14 protein-coding genes, 2 tRNA genes and 1 pseudogene are annotated in these 18,821 nt (G+C 69.9%); 4 read left to right on the top strand and 13 right to left on the bottom strand.

All coding sequences use genetic code 11. The features are described 5' to 3' along the window. Positions 1–6: 6 nt before the first annotated feature. Entirely contained in the window at positions 7–1,488 is a 1,482-nt protein-coding gene (gene folC / locus ACSYGN_RS26775; protein WP_460399899.1) for a bifunctional tetrahydrofolate synthase/dihydrofolate synthase, read from the bottom strand. Positions 1,489–1,917: 429 nt separating this feature from the next. Then, positions 1,918–4,542: a valine--tRNA ligase gene (locus ACSYGN_RS26770; RefSeq protein WP_460399897.1), complete on the bottom strand. Its 2,625-nt coding sequence runs from the start codon at positions 4,540–4,542 to the stop codon at positions 1,918–1,920. A gap of 138 nt (positions 4,543–4,680) precedes the next feature. Between ACSYGN_RS26770 and ACSYGN_RS26765 the strand changes: the two genes are divergently transcribed. Beyond that, positions 4,681–5,643 carry a hypothetical protein gene (locus tag ACSYGN_RS26765; protein WP_460399895.1) on the top strand — a complete coding sequence of 321 codons (963 nt, stop codon included), beginning with the start codon at positions 4,681–4,683 and terminating at the stop codon, positions 5,641–5,643. 85 nt (positions 5,644–5,728) lie between these two features. Here the strand turns inward: ACSYGN_RS26765 and clpX are convergent, their stop codons facing one another. The 5 genes from clpX to ACSYGN_RS26740 form a co-directional block, all read right to left on the bottom strand. Beyond that, positions 5,729–7,015, bottom strand: coding sequence for an ATP-dependent Clp protease ATP-binding subunit ClpX (gene clpX / locus ACSYGN_RS26760; RefSeq protein ID WP_460399893.1), 1,287 nt, complete (start codon positions 7,013–7,015; stop codon positions 5,729–5,731). Positions 7,016–7,265: 250 nt separating this feature from the next. Beyond that, a complete protein-coding gene (locus ACSYGN_RS26755; protein WP_460399891.1) occupies positions 7,266–7,946 on the bottom strand; it encodes an ATP-dependent Clp protease proteolytic subunit in 681 nt (226 codons plus the stop codon). A 226-nt stretch (positions 7,947–8,172) separates the two neighbouring features. Next, complete coding sequence (locus ACSYGN_RS26750; protein ID WP_460403767.1) at positions 8,173–8,781, bottom strand: ATP-dependent Clp protease proteolytic subunit; 609 nt, start codon at positions 8,779–8,781, stop codon at positions 8,173–8,175. Between the two features lie 451 nt (positions 8,782–9,232). After that, positions 9,233–10,633: a trigger factor gene (gene tig / locus ACSYGN_RS26745; protein WP_460399889.1), complete on the bottom strand. Its 1,401-nt coding sequence runs from the start codon at positions 10,631–10,633 to the stop codon at positions 9,233–9,235. 184 nt (positions 10,634–10,817) lie between these two features. Further along, positions 10,818–10,894: transfer RNA gene (locus tag ACSYGN_RS26740), tRNA-Pro, on the bottom strand. Between the two features lie 285 nt (positions 10,895–11,179). On the opposite strand from ACSYGN_RS26740, the gene ACSYGN_RS26735 reads away from it, so the two are divergent. Beyond that, positions 11,180–11,250, top strand: a tRNA-Gly gene (locus ACSYGN_RS26735). A gap of 91 nt (positions 11,251–11,341) precedes the next feature. Here the strand turns inward: ACSYGN_RS26735 and ACSYGN_RS26730 are convergent. Beyond that, positions 11,342–11,536, bottom strand: coding sequence for a hypothetical protein (locus ACSYGN_RS26730; protein WP_404177807.1), 195 nt, complete (start codon positions 11,534–11,536; stop codon positions 11,342–11,344). A 361-nt stretch (positions 11,537–11,897) separates the two neighbouring features. Here ACSYGN_RS26730 and ACSYGN_RS26725 point away from each other — a divergent pair. Then, positions 11,898–12,071 (top strand): annotated as a pseudogene (locus ACSYGN_RS26725) (acyltransferase family protein); the annotation flags it as partial. A gap of 102 nt (positions 12,072–12,173) precedes the next feature. Here ACSYGN_RS26725 and ACSYGN_RS26720 read toward each other — a convergent pair. Next, a complete protein-coding gene (locus ACSYGN_RS26720) occupies positions 12,174–12,635 on the bottom strand; it encodes an HD domain-containing protein (protein ID WP_460399887.1) in 462 nt (153 codons plus the stop codon). Positions 12,636–12,724: 89 nt separating this feature from the next. Further along, complete coding sequence (locus ACSYGN_RS26715) at positions 12,725–13,900, bottom strand: SpoIIE family protein phosphatase (RefSeq protein WP_460399885.1); 1,176 nt, start codon at positions 13,898–13,900, stop codon at positions 12,725–12,727. Positions 13,901–14,120: 220 nt separating this feature from the next. Between ACSYGN_RS26715 and ACSYGN_RS26710 the strand changes: the two genes are divergently transcribed. Then, positions 14,121–15,398, top strand: coding sequence for a GNAT family N-acetyltransferase (locus ACSYGN_RS26710; protein WP_460399883.1), 1,278 nt, complete (start codon positions 14,121–14,123; stop codon positions 15,396–15,398). A 225-nt stretch (positions 15,399–15,623) separates the two neighbouring features. Here ACSYGN_RS26710 and ACSYGN_RS26705 read toward each other — a convergent pair whose 3' ends face one another. The 3 genes from ACSYGN_RS26705 to ACSYGN_RS26695 form a co-directional block, all read right to left on the bottom strand. Beyond that, the gene (locus tag ACSYGN_RS26705) at positions 15,624–16,451 is read right to left on the bottom strand and encodes an Fpg/Nei family DNA glycosylase (protein ID WP_460399881.1); all 828 of its coding nucleotides are present in this window, start codon (positions 16,449–16,451) and stop codon (positions 15,624–15,626) included. 239 nt (positions 16,452–16,690) lie between these two features. After that, positions 16,691–17,176: a ribose-5-phosphate isomerase gene (locus tag ACSYGN_RS26700; RefSeq protein WP_460399879.1), complete on the bottom strand. Its 486-nt coding sequence runs from the start codon at positions 17,174–17,176 to the stop codon at positions 16,691–16,693. Positions 17,177–17,228: 52 nt separating this feature from the next. Beyond that, positions 17,229–18,785: a serine/threonine-protein kinase gene (locus ACSYGN_RS26695; protein ID WP_460403765.1), complete on the bottom strand. Its 1,557-nt coding sequence runs from the start codon at positions 18,783–18,785 to the stop codon at positions 17,229–17,231. Positions 18,786–18,821: the final 36 nt, after the last annotated feature.

Raw genomic sequence — 18,821 nt, 5'->3', positions numbered from 1 at the left:
GGTCCCTCAGCCCTTCCCGAGCAGCAGGCGGGCCTCGCCCACCGTGATGACCGAACCGGTGACCAGCACGCCCGCGCCCGCGTACTCGCCCTCCTCCTCGGCGAGCGTGATCGCCGCCTCCAGGGCGTCCGGCAGCCGCGGCTCCACCTGGACCCGCTCCTCGCCGAACACCTCGACGGCGATGGCGGCCAGCTCGTCCGCGTCCATCGCGCGGTGACTGGAGTTCTGGGTGATCACGACCTCCGCGAAGACCGGCTCGAACTCCTCCAGCAGCCCCCGTACGTTCTTGTCGCCGCTCGCACCGACCACGCCGATCAGCCGGCTGAAGTCGAACGCCTCCCCCACCGCCTCCGCCGTGACCCTCGCGCCCGCCGGGTTGTGGGCGGCGTCCAGGACCACGGTCGGGGAGCGCCGTACGACCTCCATACGGCCGGGTGAGGTCACGGCGGCGAACGCCTTGCGGACCGTGTCGGGGTCCAGTCGCTGGGTGTGCTGGGAGCCCACGCCGAAGAACGCCTCCACGGCGGCGAGCGCGACGGCCGCGTTGTGCGCCTGATACGCGCCGTGCAGCGGCAGATACAGCTCCGGGTACTCGCCGCCGAGACCGCGCAGGGTCAGCAGCTGGCCGCCGACGGCGACCTGGCGGGCGACGACGCCGAACTCCAGGCCCTCGCGGGCCACCGTGGCGTCCACCTCGACGGCCTTTTTCAGCAGCACCTGCGCCGCGTCCACCGGCTGCTGGGCCAGTACGACGGTCGCGCCCTGCTTGACGATCCCGGCCTTCTCCCCGGCGATCTGAGCCGGCGTCTCGCCGAGGCGGTCGGTGTGGTCCAGGTCGATGGGGGTCACCACGGCCACACCGGCGTCGATGACGTTCGTCGCGTCCCAGCTGCCGCCCATGCCGACTTCGACGACGGCCACGTCGACGGGGGCGTCCGCGAACGCGGCGTACGCCATGCCGGTGAGCACCTCGAAGAACGACAGCCGGTACTCCTGCTGGGCGTCGACCATCTCGATGTACGGCTTGATGTCGGCGTACGTCTCGATGAACCGCTCGGCGGAGACCGGGGCGCCGTCCAGGCTGATGCGCTCGGTGATCGACTGCACGTGCGGCGAGGTGTAGCGGCCGGTGCGCAGCTCGAAGGCGCCGAGCAGGGCCTCGATCATGCGGGCGGTGGAGGTCTTGCCGTTGGTGCCGGTGATGTGGATCGAGGGGTACGAGCGCTGGGGCTCGCCCAGCACGTCCATCAGCGCGGCGATGCGGGTGACGGAGGGCTCCAGCTTGGTCTCGCCCCAGCGGGTCGCCAGGTCCGCTTCGACCTCGCGCAGGGCGGTTGCGACCGCGGGGTCGACGGGGCGGGTTGCCTCCGGCTGGGGTGCGCTGCCCTGGGTGCGGAGGGTTCGGCTGCCTGCCTCGATGACGGCGAGGTCGGGGTCGTGCTCGGTCTCGTTGGCGACGATCTCGTCGAAGGGGTCGCTGTCACTCACGTGGCCAGTGTACGGAGCGCACTCCGTGCAGGTTGCGGTGGCTTGGGTTGTTATACGGCTGCGGGCCGGTGGGGGCCGTTCGCGCCCACGCGGCGGAGCCGCATATCGATACAGCCCCGCGCCCCTGGGGTTGGGACGGTCACGTTGGCCCGATAGGTGCGGGCCACTCCCCCTTCAGCCGCGGGCCGGTGGGGGCTGATCGCGCCCACGCGGCGGAGCCGCATATCGGTACAGCCCCGCGCCCCCTGGGTTGGGACGGTCACGTCGGTTGCAAGGCTGAGGGGCCCGCCCAGCCGCGGGCAGTCGTGCCGCTGGGGCGGCACGGGTGGGCGCGGGCGGCAACCCGTCAGCGCCGGGCAGCGCGGCCCACCCCCGGCCAGCACCGAGTGGGGGTACCCCCTGGGGAGGTACCCCCTTGCACACCTGTTGTTACGCCGGAGGCAACCGGTCCAGCTGGGACTGGATCCGGGTGATGTCCTCCTCGGCCTTGGCCAGGCGGGTGCGGATCCCGTCCACGACATTGTCCGGCGCCTTGGAAAGGAACGCCTCGTTGGACAGCTTCGCCTCCGCCTGCTGGCGTTCCTTCTGGGCCGCCGCCAGGTCCTTGGCGAGGCGCTTGCGCTCCGCGGCGACGTCGATCGTGCCGGAGAGGTCGAGGGAGACCTCCGCACCCCCCACCGGCAGGGTCGCCGTGGCGGTGAAGCCGTCGCCCTCCGGCTGGAGACGCAGAAGCTGGCGGATGGCGGCCTCGTGCGGCGCGAGCGCCGTACCGTTCAGGGCCAGGCGCGCCGGAACCCGCTGGCCGGGCTGCAGGCCCTGGTCGGCACGGAAGCGGCGGACCTCGGTGATCACGGACTGGAGCGTGCCGATCTCCCGCTCCGCCGCCGGATCGCGGAACCCGCTGTCGGCGGGCCACTGCGCGATGACGACCGACTCTCCGCCCGTGAGGGTGGTCCACAGGGTCTCGGTGACGAACGGGACGACCGGGTGCAGCAGCCGCAGGGTGACGTCGAGGACCTCGCCGAGGACCCGCTTGGAGACCTCCGCCGCCGCGCCGCCCGCCTGGAACGTCGTCTTCGACAGCTCGACGTACCAGTCGAACACCTCGTCCCACGCGAAGTGGAACAGCGCGTCGGACAGCTTGGCGAACTGGAAGTCGTCGTAGAGCGCGTCGACTTCGGCGACGACGGAGTTGAGGCGGGAGAGGATCCAGCGGTCCGTGGCCGACATCGCCGACGGCTCCGGCAGGGGTCCGTCCACCGTCGCGCCGTTCATCAGGGCGAAGCGCGTGGCGTTCCAGATCTTGTTGGCGAAGTTGCGCGAGCCCTGGACCCAGTCCTCGCCGATCGGGACGTCGACGCCCGGGTTGGCGCCGCGCGCGAGGGTGAAGCGCAGGGCGTCGGAGCCGTACTTGTCCATCCAGTCCAGCGGGTTGACCGCGTTGCCGAAGGACTTGGACATCTTCTTGCCGAACTGGTCGCGGACCATGCCGTGCAGGGCGATGGTGTGGAACGGCGGGGTGCCGTCCATCGCGTAGAGGCCGAACATCATCATCCGGGCGACCCAGAAGAACAGGATGTCGTAGCCGGTGACCAGGACGGAGTTCGGGTAGAACTTCGCGAGGGACTCGGTCTGTTCGGGCCAGCCGAGGGTGGAGAACGGCCACAGGCCGGAGGAGAACCAGGTGTCGAGGACGTCGGTGTCCTGACGCCAGCCCTCGCCGGTCGGGGCCTCGTCGTCGGGGCCGACGCAGACGACCTCGCCCTCGGGGCCGTACCAGACGGGGATGCGGTGGCCCCACCACAACTGCCGTGAGATGCACCAGTCGTGGAGGTTGTCGACCCAGTCGAAGTACCGCTTCTCCATCTCCTGCGGGTGGATGGCGACCTTGCCGTCGCGGACCGCGTCGCCCGCGGCCTTGGCGAGCGGGCCGACCTTGACCCACCACTGCATGGACAGCCGCGGCTCGATGGTGGTCTTGCAGCGCGAGCAGTGGCCGACGGAGTGGACGTAGGGCCGCTTCTCGGCGACGATCCGGCCGTCGGCGCGCAGCGCGGCGACGATGGCGGAGCGGGCCTCGAAACGGTCCAGGCCCTGGAAGGGGCCGTGCGCGGTGATGACGGCGTGCTCGTCGAGGACGGTGATGGACGGCAGGCCGTGGCGCTGGCCGATCTCGAAGTCGTTCGGGTCGTGCGCGGGGGTGACCTTGACGGCGCCGGTGCCGAACTCGGGGTCGACGTGCGTGTCGGCGACGACCGGGATGGAGCGGCCGGTCAGCGGCAGCTCGATGAGCTTGCCGACCAGGTGCTTGTAGCGCTCGTCGTCGGGGTGGACGGCGACGGCGGTGTCGCCGAGCATCGTCTCGGCACGGGTGGTGGCGACAACGATGCTGTCGTCCCCGTCGCCGTAGCGCATCGAGACCAACTCGCCGTCGTCGTCCTGGTACTCGACCTCGATGTCGGAGATCGCCGTCAGACAGCGCGGGCACCAGTTGATGATGCGCTCGGCGCGGTAGATCAGCTCGTCGTCGTAGAGGCGCTTGAAGATGGTCTGGACGGCCTGGGAGAGGCCCTCGTCCATGGTGAAGCGCTCGCGCGACCAGGCGACGCCGTCGCCGAGGCGGCGCATCTGGCCGCCGATCTGGCCGCCGGACTCGGCCTTCCACTGCCAGACGCGCTCGACGAACGCCTCACGGCCGAGGTCGTGCCGCGACTTGCCCTCCTTGGCCAGCTCGCGCTCGACGACGTTCTGCGTGGCGATGCCGGCGTGGTCCATGCCGGGCTGCCACAGCGTCTCGAAGCCCTGCATGCGCTTGCGGCGGGTGAGGGCGTCGATGAGCGTGTGCTCGAAGGCGTGCCCGAGGTGCAGGCTGCCCGTGACGTTCGGCGGGGGGATGACGACGGTGAACGGGGGCTTGTCGCTCTTCGCGTCCGCCTCGAAGTAACCGCGTTCTACCCAGCGCTCGTACAGCGGGCCCTCTACATCGGCCGGCGCGTACTGGGTCGGCAGTTCGGTGGCGGGCGCTGGTGGCTGCTGCTGAGTGTTCTCGGTCACGGGGCTCAGTTTAGAGGTGTCACGGGCCCGTCCCGAAACGCGTTTGTTCTGTAACGGTGGGGTGCCCGATGCCATGAGCACGCTGTGACAGCGCCATGATGTCAGGAACACATAAGCACGTGGAGGGGGACCCCCTTAATGAGCTACAACCAGCCTGGCCCGTACGGCGGGCAGCCGCAGCAGCCCGGACCGTACGGCCAGCCGGGTCCCTACGGCCAGCCGCCCCAGCCTCCTCAGGCCCCTCAGCCCGGCTACGGCTACCCCCAGCAGGCCCCGCCGCCGCAGCCCCCTCAGCAGGGTTACGGCTTTCCCCAGCAGCCCGGCCAGCCCGGTCCCTACGGCCAGCAGCCCCCGACCCCGCCCTACGGTCAGTCGCCCTACGGCGTCCCGCAGCCGCCCGCGCCGGGCGGCGGCAAGAAGAAGACCGGCCTGATCATCGGCTCGGTCGCGGTCGTCGCGGCGATCGCGGTGGGCGTCTTCTTCATCGTCGGCAGCGGGAGCGGCGGCAGCGGCGTCGCCGACGACGGACCGCACAAGCTGACCGCGCCCGCGACGGTGATCGACGGGAAGTACAAGAAGTCGGACAACGCCGGCTCCGTGGACTCGCTGACCACCGACGAGAAGGCCGACTTCCAGCGGTGGGGCGTGAAGAACCCCAAGGACGTCAGCGCCGCGTACCAGCAGGGTTCGGGACTCAGCGGCAACCGCCTTTCCTTCCAGGGTGTCTACGGCACCATCGACGACCCCGAGGCCGTCGTCGACGCGATGTTCGCCAAGATCAAGTCCGAGTCCGAGAAGGACCAGAGCGACGACAGCAGCACCGGCAAGCTGCTCGGCAGCCCGCAGAAGACGACCCCGGCCGGTTTCTCCGGCGGCATCATGAAGTGCCAGGTCGCACAGATCACCGACAACAGCACGTCCGGCACCTCGGCCGGAGCTGCGAAGACCATCAAGATGCCGATGTGCATCTGGGGCGACCACAGCACGGCCGCCATCGTCTCGTCGTTCAGCTTCTCCGATCTCGCCTCGGGCGGCCCGTCGGTGGACGACACGGCGACCATGGCGGCGAAGCTGCGCAACGACGTGCGCAAGCCGCTCTGACATCCGGGAATCTGACATCAGGGAACGGGAATCAGGAAGGGCCCCGGTCGATATGACCGGGGCCCCGCGTGTGAGTGTGCCGCCGTCAGGCCGACTTCTGCTCGCCCGAGCCGCGGCCGCGGGCGTCCCTGGGGATCAGGGTCGGGTTGACGTTGGAGTGGACGACGTCCGCGGTGATGACCACGCGGGCCACGTCCTTGCGGGACGGGACCTCGTACATCACCGACATCAGGACCTCCTCCATGATGGCGCGCAGACCGCGGGCGCCGGTCTGGCGGAGGATGGCCTGGTCGGCGATGGCCTCCAGCGCGGCGCGCTCGAAGTCCAGTTCCACGCCGTCGAGTTCGAACAGACGCTGATACTGCTTCACCAGGGCGTTGCGCGGCTCGACGAGGATCTGGAGGAGGGCTTCCCGGTCGAGGTTGTGCACACTCGTGATGACCGGGAGACGGCCGATGAACTCGGGGATCATGCCGAACTTGACGAGGTCCTCGGGCATGACGTCCTCGAACATGTCCTTGGACTGCAGTTCGCGCTTGGAGCGGATCGTGGCGCCGAAGCCGATCCCCTTCGCGCCCGCCCGCGACTCGATGATCTTCTCCAGGCCGGAGAAGGCGCCGCCCACGATGAACAGGACGTTCGTGGTGTCGATCTGGATGAACTCCTGGTGCGGGTGCTTGCGTCCGCCCTGCGGCGGGACCGACGCCGTGGTGCCCTCCAGGATCTTCAGCAGCGCCTGCTGCACGCCCTCGCCGGACACATCGCGGGTGATGGACGGGTTCTCGCTCTTCCTCGCGACCTTGTCGATCTCGTCGATGTAGATGATCCCGGTCTCGGCCTTCTTGACGTCGTAGTCGGCCGCCTGGATCAGTTTCAGCAGGATGTTCTCGACGTCCTCGCCGACATAGCCGGCCTCGGTGAGCGCCGTGGCGTCGGCGATCGCGAAGGGGACGTTCAGCATCCGGGCCAGGGTCTGCGCGAGGAGGGTCTTGCCGGAGCCGGTGGGGCCCAGCAGAAGAATGTTGGACTTCGCCAACTCGATGGCGTCGTCGCGGCCTTGGGCTCCGCCGTTCTCACCGGCCTGGACCCGCTTGTAGTGGTTGTAGACCGCCACGGACAGCGCCTTCTTGGCCGCCTCCTGGCCCACCACATAGCTTTCGAGGAACTCGTAGATCTCGCGGGGCTTCGGCAGCTCCTCCCAGCGCACCTCGCTGGTCTCCGCGAGCTCTTCCTCGATGATCTCGTTGCAGAGGTCGATGCACTCGTCGCAGATGTACACACCGGGCCCTGCGATGAGCTTCTTGACCTGCTTCTGGCTCTTGCCGCAGAACGAGCACTTGAGCAGATCGCCGCCGTCACCGATGCGTGCCACGGTGTGCTTCCCCTTCGCCTGGGAGCCGCCTGGACGCTACGAGTCCAGCGACTCCTGGTGCTGCCTTATGTCGACGGTACCTTGCCTGGCCCCCCGTTCGGGCCCCCCTTGGCACGGTTCACTTCGACGGTTCGCTTCGCGGCGGACCGTGCCGAGGGGCGGCAGATGCTGCATCGCCTGTCGTATCTCCGGTTGTGTCGCCAATTGTCGTGCCGCTCGTGCCGCACGGCGCGTCACCGGGTCGGCGCAGTCAGCGGACCGATGCGTTGTTCATCTTGCGGGTGGAGATGATCTGGTCGATCAGGCCGTACGACAACGCGTCCTCGGCCGTCAGGATCTTGTCGCGCTCGATGTCCTCGCGGATCTTCTCGATCGGCGTGGTGGAGTGCTTGGCGAGCATCTCCTCCAGCTGCGAGCGCATCCGCAGGATCTCGTTCGCGGCGATCTCCAGGTCCGAGACCTGACCGCGGCCCGTCTCGCTGTAGGGCTGGTGGATCAGCACCCGGGCGTTGGGCAGCGCCATGCGCTTGCCCGGGGTGCCGGCGGCCAGCAGCACGGCGGCGGCGGAGGCCGCCTGGCCCATGCAGACCGTCTGGATGTCGGGCTTCACGAACTGCATCGTGTCGTAGATCGCGGTCAGCGCCGTGAAGGAGCCGCCGGGGCTGTTGATGTAGACCGAGATGTCCCGGTCGGGGTCCATCGACTCCAGGCACAGCAGCTGCGCCATGACGTCGTTGGCCGAGGCGTCGTCGATCTGGACGCCGAGGAAGATCACGCGCTCCTCGAAGAGTTTCGCGTACGGGTCGTACTCGCGGATGCCCTGGGAGGTGCGCTCCACGAAGCGCGGGATGACATAGCGGGACTCGGCCGTGGGGCCGGTGTACTCGGCGCGCGCGGGGTCGTAGAGGCCGCTGCCGGGGAAGCTGTTCACGGTTTCTCCTGAAGGGGGGCTGGGCTGGGACGGTGGCTGGGGCGGGAGGATCGTTGCGGGGCGCTCCCGGGGCTGCGGGGCTCGTACGGCTCGGCTCGGCCTTCACATATGGCCTCACGTGGCCTCACATGGCCTCACACGGTCTTTACGACGCCCAGGGTGCCGCAAGGACGTGCGGGCCGCGCGGGCTGCCGTACGGGCCCTGTGGCGCCCCGGCAGGCGGTCCTTACGCCGCTCCCGTACCGCCGCCGCCCGGCATGCCCGCCGCCGTGGGAATGACGTCGTCGATGAGGCCGTACTCCTTGGCCTCGAACGCGTCGAACCAGCGGTCGCGGTCCGAGTCGTGGGTGACCTGCTCCACCGTCTGGCCGGTGTGCTGGGCGGTGAGCTCGGCCATGCGCTTCTTGGTGTGCAGCAGCCGCTCGGCGTGGATCTTGATGTCCGAGGCCGAGCCCGCGAGGCCCGCGGAGGGCTGGTGGATCAGGATCTCGGCGTTCGGCAGGGCGAAACGCTTGCCCGGGGTGCCGGCGCTGAGCAGGAACTGGCCCATGGAGGCGGCCAGGCCCATGGCGATGGTCACCACGTCGTTCTTGATGAACTGCATGGTGTCGTAGATCGCCATACCGGCCGTGATGGAGCCGCCGGGGCTGTTGATGTAGAGGTAGATGTCCTTGTCCGGGTCCGCGGCAAGGAGCAGCAGCTGTGCGGTGATCTTGTTGGCGATGTCGTCGTCCACCGGCTGGCCGAGGAAGATGATCCGCTCGTTGAGCAGCCGGTTGTAGACCTGGTCGCCGAGGCCGCCACCGATGGAAGGCTCGCCGGCGGCGGAGGGCATCAGATTCGTCACGTATCCACCTGCTCGTCTTACGACGGCGCCGGGCCGTCTCACGTGTTCTGCCTGGGCGTGGGGACGTCCGGCGATTTCAGCGACTCCCCTGCCCTCGTATTCATGGACCCTAACGCGCGGGTCCCTTCGGGGAATCCCGCGGGCGGGGGTGTTCGCCCGGGGCGTAGCCGCTCCGCTGGGGTTCGGCCGGATACGGTGCGTGGAGGGGCGGTACCTGTCCGGTTCTGGCCACGGGCCGGTGGGGGTGTTCGCGCAGTACCCCGCGCCCCTTGGGTGGGGAACTGCGCGAACAACCCCCACCGGCCCGCACACGACCTCAGGGGCGCGGGGAACTGCGCGAACGGCGCCCACCGGCCGCACCGGTGTCCGGGTACGGGTACGGAAACGGGAACGGGCCCCGGGGAAGCCCCGGGGCCCGTACACGGGACGTTCCGACGGGCTACGCCTCCGGCTCGGCCGGGGTCTCCTCGGCGGCAGCGTCGGCGTCGGTCGCCTCCGCGGCGGTCTCGGTGGCCGTCTCCGTCTCGTCCTCGTCGTCCAGGTCGACGATCTCGCCGTTGGTGTCCTTCACCGTGGCCGCCTCGACCACGACCGCCAGGGCCTTGCCGCGGGCGACCTCGCCGACCAGCAGCGGGACCTGGTTGTTCTGGACGACCGCCTGGGCGAACTGGTCGGGGGACATGCCGGAAGAGGCGGCGCGCCGCATGAGGTGCTCGGTGAGCTCCTCCTGGCTGACGTTGAGCTTCTCCCGCTTGACCAGCTCGTCGAGGACGAACTGGGTCTTGATGCCCTTGACCGCGGCCTCGTTCGTCTCGGCGTCGAACTCCTCGGGCGTCTTGCCCTGGATCTCCAGGTACTGCTCGAGGGTGAGGCCCATCTGGCCGAGCTGGTGGTGCTCCAGGTTGTGCTTGCGGGTCTCGATCTCGTCCTTGAGCAGCTTCTCCGGGACGGGAACCTCGACCAGCTCCAGCAGCTTCTCCAGGACGCGCTCCTGGGCCTGGGTGGCCTGGTCGTACTGCTTCATGTTCTCGAGGCGCTTGCGGCTGTCCGCCTTCAGCTCCTCGAGGGTGTCGAACTCGGAGGCGAGCTGCGCGAACTCGTCGTCCAGCTCGGGCAGCTCGCGGGAGGCGACCTGGGTGACCTTGACGGTGACCTCGGCCTCCTTGCCGGCCGCGGAGCCGCCCTTGAGCTCGGAGGTGAAGGTGGCCTCGCCACCGGCCTCCAGGCCCTTCACGGCGTCGTCGATGCCGTCCAGCAGCTCGCCGGAGCCGATGGTGTAGGAGACGCCCTCGGCGACGCCGTCCTCCAGCACCTCGCCGTCGACCTTGGCGGCCAGGTCCACCGTGACGACGTCGCCGTCCTCGGCGGCCCGCTCGACCGGGGTGGTGGACGCGAAGCGCTCACGGAGCTGGTCGACCGACTTCTCGATCTCCTCGTCGCCGACCTCGACGACGTCGACCTCGACCTCGATGCCGGAGTAGTCCGGGATCTCGATGGCCGGGCGGATGTCGACCTCGGCGGTGAAGTTCAGCGTCTCGCCGTCCTTCAGCTCCGTGATGTCGACCTCGGGCTGGCCCAGCGGGTCGAGCTCGGCCTCGTTGACCGCGTCGGTGTAGAACCTCGGGAGCGCGTCGTTGACGGCCTCCTCCAGGACAGCACCACGACCGAACCGCTGGTCGATGACACGGGCCGGGACCTTGCCCTTGCGGAAGCCCTTCACCGTGACCTGCTGGTTGATCTTCTTGTACGCCGCGTCGAGGCTGTCCTTGAGCTCCTCGAAGGGCACCTCGACAGTGAGCCGAACCCGGGTCGGGTTCAGGGTCTCCACGGCGCTCTTCACGGTTCGGTCTCCTTGTGGCTGACTGCTTGGTTTCTGCCGGGGCCTGACAGGCCCGGCGGATTTCGCCTGCTCGGAGGAGTTCGCAGGCCATCACGGACCGGGACACACGAGGCGGGCAGCTTGCATAGTAACCGCAGCCGGTGAGCACCCCAAAAGGCGATCACAAGAGCGTGACTCCACGCGGTGGTCGGGGTGGCGGGATTTGAACCCACGGCCTTCCGCTCCCAAAGCGGACGCGCTACCAAGCTGCGCCACACCCCGTCTGGTGCGACACGTAGGGTACATGCCCGCAGGCAGTGCGGCTCCCGCATTCCGGGAGCGTTTTCGAAGCGGATCCATCCGCATGGGTGCGAGCGGAGGATCGGGGGCGCGGATCGGAGGATCGGGGGTGCGGGCCGGGGCGCGTGTCCGCCTCCGCACTCCGGTCGCTCGGTCGCGCTCCGCTACCGGAAGATGACCGGGAGATCCGATTCGGGTGTGCACCAGGGTCGTACGACCCGCTACGATGCCTCGTGTGCCGCGGTCACCGACCTGCGGCGTGCTCGTGCGGGCGTAGCTCAATGGTAGAGCCCTAGTCTTCCAAACTAGCTACGCGGGTTCGATTCCCGTCGCCCGCTCTTCGTCACTCAGGGCCGGGCCGGAGGATCATTCCTCCGGCCCGGCCCTGGTGGTTTCCGGGGGCGTCAGAAGCTGATCGATCATGATCGATCAGAAGCTGATCGAGTTGATCGTCTGGGCTATCGAGTCGAGGAACCGCTGGATCGAGGGGGCCATGCCGGTCGAGGCGAGGAAGAAGCCGAAGAGGATGGCCACGACGGCCGGCCCCGCCTTGATGTTCCCGCCTCTGATCAACACCACCAGGATGATCGCCAACAGCAGCACCACGGACAATGAAATGGCCACAACTGATCACACCCTCGGTCGGTCCGCTCTCCCGGCCCGGTGACGCAACCCCGCACGCCCCCGCCGTAACCATCGTGCCACCAACCCGGCCGCCCTATGCGGCGCGTGACGTAACGTCCGGGACGGGATTGTCCGCGCCGACGCCCCGCACCGCGATTCGTGCGCACAACCCGACTGCATTCAAAGGGAATTGACGGGACTCGTTTCGCCTCCGCACATCTCGTCCGCAGGTAATTCGAATTGTTGGCACAGGTCCGGCCGCCTGTCCCCATAGATAGGCATTAATCAGGACATCATGGGTGAACTTTGCCCTACAGTGCGCCGATCGTCACATGGACATCCGAGGCGCGATGGATGCGCGGTGGATTCGCGATCTGAAAATACGAGGGCACCCGCGGGCCCATGTCGAGGAAGAACACCGGGAGTTTTACGGAGCCTCACAGGCAACGCCAAGTATCTGGCGATCGTGCTGGTGGCCGTGGCCCACGCCTGGGAGCCGTTGAAGGACAACAGCCGCGTCCTCGAAGGCGTCTACAACCGGGAACTCTCCCGGGAGCAGGCTGGGGTCTGCGTCTGATTCGTTCCGCTCCTCCCGGTTCCGCCCGATCCTCTCCGATCCGCTCCGGTACACCCCGGTTCAGCCCTTCAGGCCCAGAAGTGCGCGCATCCTCGCGTACTTCTCGGTCAGGCGTGTGCGGGTCGGGGTGTCCAGGGCCGCCAGGCGGGCCGGGTCGGCGTTGTGGGCCAGGTCCGCCTCCTTCACCAGCAGGGCGCCGGGGGTGGCCAGGATGCGCCGGGCGTACGACTCCGGGGGCTCGCCCGCGCGCTTGGTGACCGCCAGGACGATCGCCCTGGTGCGCTCGGGCAGTGCCGCGGCGCGCAGCCACTCCTCCGTCAGCGCGTCGTCCTCCACGGCGTCGTGCAGCCAGCCCGCGGCGATCTGCGCCTCGTCGCCGCCACGGGCCCGTACGCCCTCCGCGACGGCCCGCAGATGCTCGGCGTAGGGCCGCCCGGCCTTGTCGGTCTGACCGGCGTGCGCGGCGCGGGCGGCCGACTCGACCTCGGCAAGGGTCAGCGGCGGCGTGGGTTGCTCTGTCACCCCGCCAGTGTGCCCGGCGGCGCGGCCCGTGCTCACCGGCAAGGCGGCCCGCGGCGGGCCCGTGCTCAGCGGCGCGGTGGGCCCGCGTGTCAGTGTGCCGTCGGCTGGACGCCCTCGCGGCAGATCAGCAGCAGCGCCCGGTCGTCGTTGACGTCCTTGGCCACCGCCTCGATGAGGTGCCAGGCGGCACCGCGGAAGCCGCCGGGGACATAGCGGTCGGCCTCGCCGGTGAGGCGGTCGATGCCTTCCATGATGTCCCGGTCGGACGTCTCCACCAGACCGTCCGTGAACAGCATCAGCACGTCACCGTGGCGCAGCGAGCCCTTCACGGGGTCGAACTGGGCGCCGTCGTACACGCCGAGCAGCGGGCCCTCGGCGGCCTTCTCCTCCCAGCGGCCGCTGCCCGCGCTGAGCTGGAGTCCCGGCGGATGGCCCGCGGAGTAGAGCTCGAAGTCGCCGGAGTCGAGGTCCAGGACGAGATGGATGGAGGTCGCGAAGCCCTCCTCCCAGTCCTGGCGCAGCAGATAGCCGTTGGCCGCGGGCAGGAAGGCGTGCGGCGGGAGCGAGCCGAGCAGTCCTCCGAACGCCCCCGACAGCAGCAGAGCCCGCGATGCCGCGTCCATGCCCTTGCCGGAGACGTCGGTGAGGACGACCTCCAGGGTGCGTCCGCCGTTGGTGCGCGCGGCGACCACGAAGTCGCCGGAGAAGGACTGGCCGCCCGCGGGCCGCAGCGCCATCTCGCGGTGCCAGCCCTCCGGCAGCTTGGGCAGCTTGCTCTGTACCCGGATGCGTTCGCGCAGGTCGAACAGCATGGTGCCGCCGCGCCGCCAGGGCACGCCGACCCGGCTGCGGAACTGTGCCGTCAGCAGCCCGAAGAAGCCGCAGGCGGCCACTACCAGGACGATGCCCGGGGTGACCCTGGAGGGGCCCTCGGTGTACGGGCCCAGATGCACGGACTCCACGATCAGCGCGGAGGCCGCGGCGGCGTACAGGCCGAGCAGGCTGGCCGGGCGCAGCACCAGGCCGCCCGTGACGATCGGCAGGACCAGGGCGGCGGGCGAGAACCACACCGAGTTGGCGAGGGTCATCGAGGCGAGCACGGGCACGGTGAGCAGCAGGCCGACGAGTGCGATCCAGTCCGAGCCATTGCCACGGAAGTAGTCGACAGCGCTTCTGCGCACGCCGACGCGGGCCCGGTGCCATTGCATTTTCAACCGGGCCGTGGGCGTCTCGGCCTTGGCGCGCCGCTCTCGTCCTGCTGCCATCAGTTCGGGACCCTATCCATCGGAGCAGCCGCTTGGCACGGGAGGTGGCACTTGTCCCCCGTCCGAGGCTCAACTTCACAGTGAACTTCACCGGAAGCCGCCGCGCTGCCTTCAGGGCAAAACTGGTGGCGAAAGCGGTGCCCGGACAGGTAGTGATATTCGTGACAGGGCATGGGGAAATTCAGTCGCTCGTCCCGCATTGCCCTGATATGCAGGGTTCATGACGACGGAGAGCGCGGGCGGCCCCGGACAGCCACGGATTACGGCGGCGGCGACGGAACTACGGCCGCTGGAACGGGACGAATGGGACGTCTGGTACGGAACCTTGATCCGTGCGTTCGGCGGAGTCCCTGAATCCGCCGAGGAGTTGGAGACGTGGCGGTCCCTCACGCCGTACGACCGCTCGATCGGCGTGTGGGACGGGGAGCGCTGTGTGGGGAGCGCGGGGGCGTTCCCCTTCCGGCTGACGCTGCCCGGCGGGGCGGCGGTCCGGGCGGCGGGTGTGACGATGGTCTCGGTCGCCGCCACGCACCGGCGGCGCTCCATCCTGACCTCGATGATGCGCCGCCAGCTCGACGACGTGCGCGCCTGGGGCGAGCCGCTGGCGGTGCTGACCGCCTCCGAGCCCGCGATCTACGGCCGCTTCGGGTACGGCTGCGCCACCTTCAACATCGCGGCGGAGATCGACACCGTACGGACACGGCTGTCGGTGCCGCCGGGCACGGACGCCGTACGGCTGCGGTACGCGGAGCCCGCGGACGTCCTCGGGGAGTGCGAGGCGGTGTACGCGGCGCTGGTGCCCGGCCGTGCGGGAATGGTGGCGCGGCTGCCGGGCTGGGACCGGCTGTGGCTGATCGACCCGGAGAGCGAGCGGGACGGGGCGTCACCGCTCCAGTGCGTGGTCGCCGAGCGGGACGGGGAGGTCACCGGGTACGCCCGCTTCCGGGTCAAGCCCAGTTGGGGGCCCGCCGGGCCGAAGGGTGAGGTGCGGCTGAGCGATCTCGCCGCGCTCGACCCCGCTTCGGACGCGGCGCTGTGGCGTTTTCTCTTCGACATCGATCTGACGTCCACCCTGACCGTGCGGACGCGGCCGGTCGACGACGCCTGGCAGTTCATGGTGTCCGACATCCGCCGCTGCCAGGTCCGGCAGAAGGACTCGCTGTACGTACGTCTCGTGGACGTCGGGGCGGCGCTGGCGGCGCGGACCTACCAGACGCCGGTGGACGTCGTGTTCGAGGTCGAGGACGCCTTCTGCCCCTGGAACACGGGACGTTGGCGGCTGTCCGGCGATCCCAAGGGAGCCTCCTGCTCCCGGACCACCGACCCGGCCGAACTCGCCCTCTCCGTACGGGAGCTGGGGGCAGCGTACCTCGGCGGCGTGTCCCTCGCGGCGCTGGCGGGCGCCGGGCGGGTGCGGGAACTGCGGCACGGGGCGCTGGCGGAGGCGGCGACGGCGTTCGCGGCCGCGGTGCCGCCCTGGCTGCCGCACGGGTTCTAGGGCGTGTTTCGAAAGTCCCGCCTGCCCTGCGACGCCTGGCACGCACTCCCCCAAGCTCTGACGAGCAGGGGTGCCCCCGGCTGTGTTGTCGGGATCGCCCACGTACGCCCAGTACGAGGGCGACCCTCCGCCTTGCGATCGCACGCACCAGACGCCGCAGGGCCCGCCCTTCGGGCGGCCGGCGCTACTTTCGAAACACGCCCTAGGAGGGACGGTTTCGCCGGGTCAGGTCTGCTGGCAGGCCGGGCACCAGAAGAGGTTGCGGGCGGCGAGTTCGGCGGTGCGGATCTCGCCTCCGCAGATGTGGCAGGCCAGCCGGGCCCGGCGGTACACATAGACCTCGCCGCCGTGGTCGTCCACGCGGGGCGGGCGGTTCATCGCCTCGGGGGTGTGCTCGGGCCGTACGGTGTCGATGCGGTTGTTGCGTACGCCCTCGTGCATCAGCGCCACCAGGTCCGCCCACATCGCCTCCCACTCGCGCGGGGTGATGTCCTTCCCGAGGCGGTACGGGTCGATGCCGTGCCGGAACAGCACCTCGGCGCGGTAGACGTTGCCGACGCCAGCGATGATCTTCTGGTCCATCAGCAGGGCGGCGATCGTCGTACGGCTGCGGCTTATCCGGGCGTAGGCGGTGGCCGGGTCGGCCTCCGTGCGCAGCGGGTCGGGGCCGAGGCGGGCGTGGATCGCGGCCTTCTCGGTGCCGGTGATCAGGGCGCAGGTCGTCGGGCCGCGCAGATCGACGTACGAGGTCGCGTTGGCGAGGCGGAGGCGGACGGTGTCCGTGGGCGGGGGCGCGGGGGCGTCGCCGAAACGGACCTTGCCGAAGAGGCCGAGATGGATGTGGACCCAGTCGGTGTCCTCGGGGTCGCGGAAGCCGAGGAAGAGGTGTTTGCCGTGGGCCTCGGCAGTGATCATCTCGGTGCGGTCGATCAGGGCGGCGGCGTCACTGAACTTGCCCTGCGGGCTGGTGGCCCGGACCGGCCCGTGGTCCTCGCCGGTGAAGCGGCCGGCGTAGTCCTGGGCCAGCCGGTGGATCGTGTGCCCTTCTGGCACGGTGGGGTTCCTTTCGCCCGGGTATGCCCACCCGTCCGGTTCGTTCGGCCGGGAACCCGGTTCGGTCGGCCGGGAGGTGGACGCCCCAAGTCTCCTCCCCTGCCCCGGCGCCGCCCCCGGCGGGGGCCTGCACCCCCGCGCATCCTGCCGGGGGCTTCAGGCCTCGCCGTTCCTGCCGTTCGTGCCTACTGCTGTGTTCGGGCCTGCGGCTGTGTTCGGGCCGACTGCTGTGTTCGTGCCTACTGCTGGGGGTGGTGGGCCGGGATCGGGGGGAGGTCGCCCGTCGTCTCGTAGTCCGCCAGCATCTCGATCCGGCGCATATGGCGTTCGTCGCCCGAGAACGGGGTGTTCAGGAACGTCTCGACGAACTTCGTCGACTCCTCCGTGGAGTGCATGCGTCCGCCGACGGCGACCACGTTGGCGTTGTTGTGCTGGCGGCCCAGCGACGCCGTCTCCACGCTCCACGCGAGCGCCGCGCGCACGCCCTTCACCTTGTTCGCCGCGATCTGCTCGCCGTTGCCCGAGCCGCCGATCACGACGCCCAGCGAGTCCGGGTCCGCCGCCGTACGCTCCGCGGCACGGAGGCAGAACGGGGGGTAGTCGTCCTGGGCGTCGTAGATGTGGGGGCCGCAGTCGACGGGGTCGTGACCCGCCGCCGCCAGCCATTCGACGAGGTGGTTCTTGAGTTCGTAGCCCGCATGGTCCGAGCCGATATACACGCGCATGCCCCGAGTGTGACATGCGATGTTCCAGGTCACCCACTCGGCGCAGCCAGCCTCACAGCACGCTGAACCCCCTCTTGACCTTGTCGTACACCGTCAGTGCCTGCTGCTCCGCGTCCGGCCGGTACCACGTGTTCAGCTGGTACGACCGGAATCCCGCCGTGAATCCCAGCAGCCTCGCGTGCCACGGTTCGCCCTTCAGCGTGTACGTGTACTCCCACACCACCGCCGGATGGCCCTGGTACGTGGTCCGCCCCAGACGGATCGTGTGGAAGCTCGGGCTGTTGTCGTAGTAGGTGCGCTCCGACGCCTTCCATGTCGTCAGCAGGTCGTCCTGGGCCGCCGAGCCCTTCGCCACGAGCTGCTGGTCGCCGTCCGGCGCGATGTAGTACACCTCCGCGCCCCGGTCGTCCCTGCGCCAGCCCTCCGGGGGGACCCAGGCGAATCCCGCCGCCTCCTTCCTGGCCCCCGGGGCCAGGCTCGGCGACGGGGTGGAGCGGGTGGGGCTGCGCGGGGTCTTGTCGTCGGCTGCCGTGGTGGAAGTAGTGTCCGACGTCGTGGTGGAAGTGGTGTCCGACGTCGTGGTGGATGTCGTGGAGGCGGAGGCCTTTCCGGCGTCGTCGGCCGTCTGCCGCGTCGCCAGGACCACCCCCGTCACCGCTCCCGCGGTCAGCACCGTGGCCGCCGTAGCCGCCGCGGCCAGCGCGACCACTCTGCGCCGGGAGGTCTTCCCGGGCGCGGGCGGTTCGGGTACGGGTCGGGGAACCGTACCCGCCACCCGGGTCGGCGCCGCCGTCGCCACCGTCGGGGTCGGCTGCGGGAACGCCACCTCGCCGAGGGCCCTCTCCAGGTCCGTGAGCGGCGGGCGGACCGCCGGGTCCTTCTCCAGGACCGCCGTCAGGATGTCCCGCAACGGGCCCGCCGCCGCGGGGAGTCCGGGCTCCTCGTACAGGACCGCGTGCAGCGTCGCCAGCGTGGTGTCCCGGGCGAACGGGGAACGGCCGCCCAGGGCCGCGCACAGCGTGGCGCCGAGGGACCACACATCGGACGGCGGGCCCTGCGGGCGGCCGGAGACCCGCTCGGGCGCCATGTAATCGGGAGAACCGACGATCATCCCGGCCATGGTGAGCGCCTTGGCGTCCTCCATCGCCGCGATGCCGAAGTCGGTGAGGACCACGCGCCCTCCGGCGTTCTCGATCAGCACGTTGCCCGGCTTGATGTCCCGGTGCAGCACTCCGACGGCGTGCACCTGACGCAGCGCGGCCACCAGGCCCAGTCCGACGCGCGCCACCTCGGGCGGGCTCAGCGGGCCGTCCGTCCGCACGATCTGCTCCAGGGAGCGGCCCTCGACCAGCTCCATCACGATCCACAGGCGTTCGCCCTGGTCCACGACGTCATAGACCCGCACCACGTTGGGGTGGTCGATCCGTGCCGTGGCCCTCGCCTCGCGCAGGGTGCGTTCGCGGCGGGTGCGGGTGTCCTCCGTGTCCATGCCGTCTATCCGCATTTCCTTCACCGCGACCGGACGGTCCAGCATTTCGTCGATCGCCCGCCACACCCGCCCCATTCCCCCCTGGCCTATGGCCGCGGCCAATCGGTAGCGCCCGGTCACCAGCAACCCGGCGGTTTCCTTGCTTGCTCTGTTCCT

This window comes from Streptomyces sp. YIM S03343 (assembly GCF_054729195.1).
Note: the sequence above shows the minus strand (reverse complement) of the source record. Positions and strands in the feature narration are given on the sequence as shown.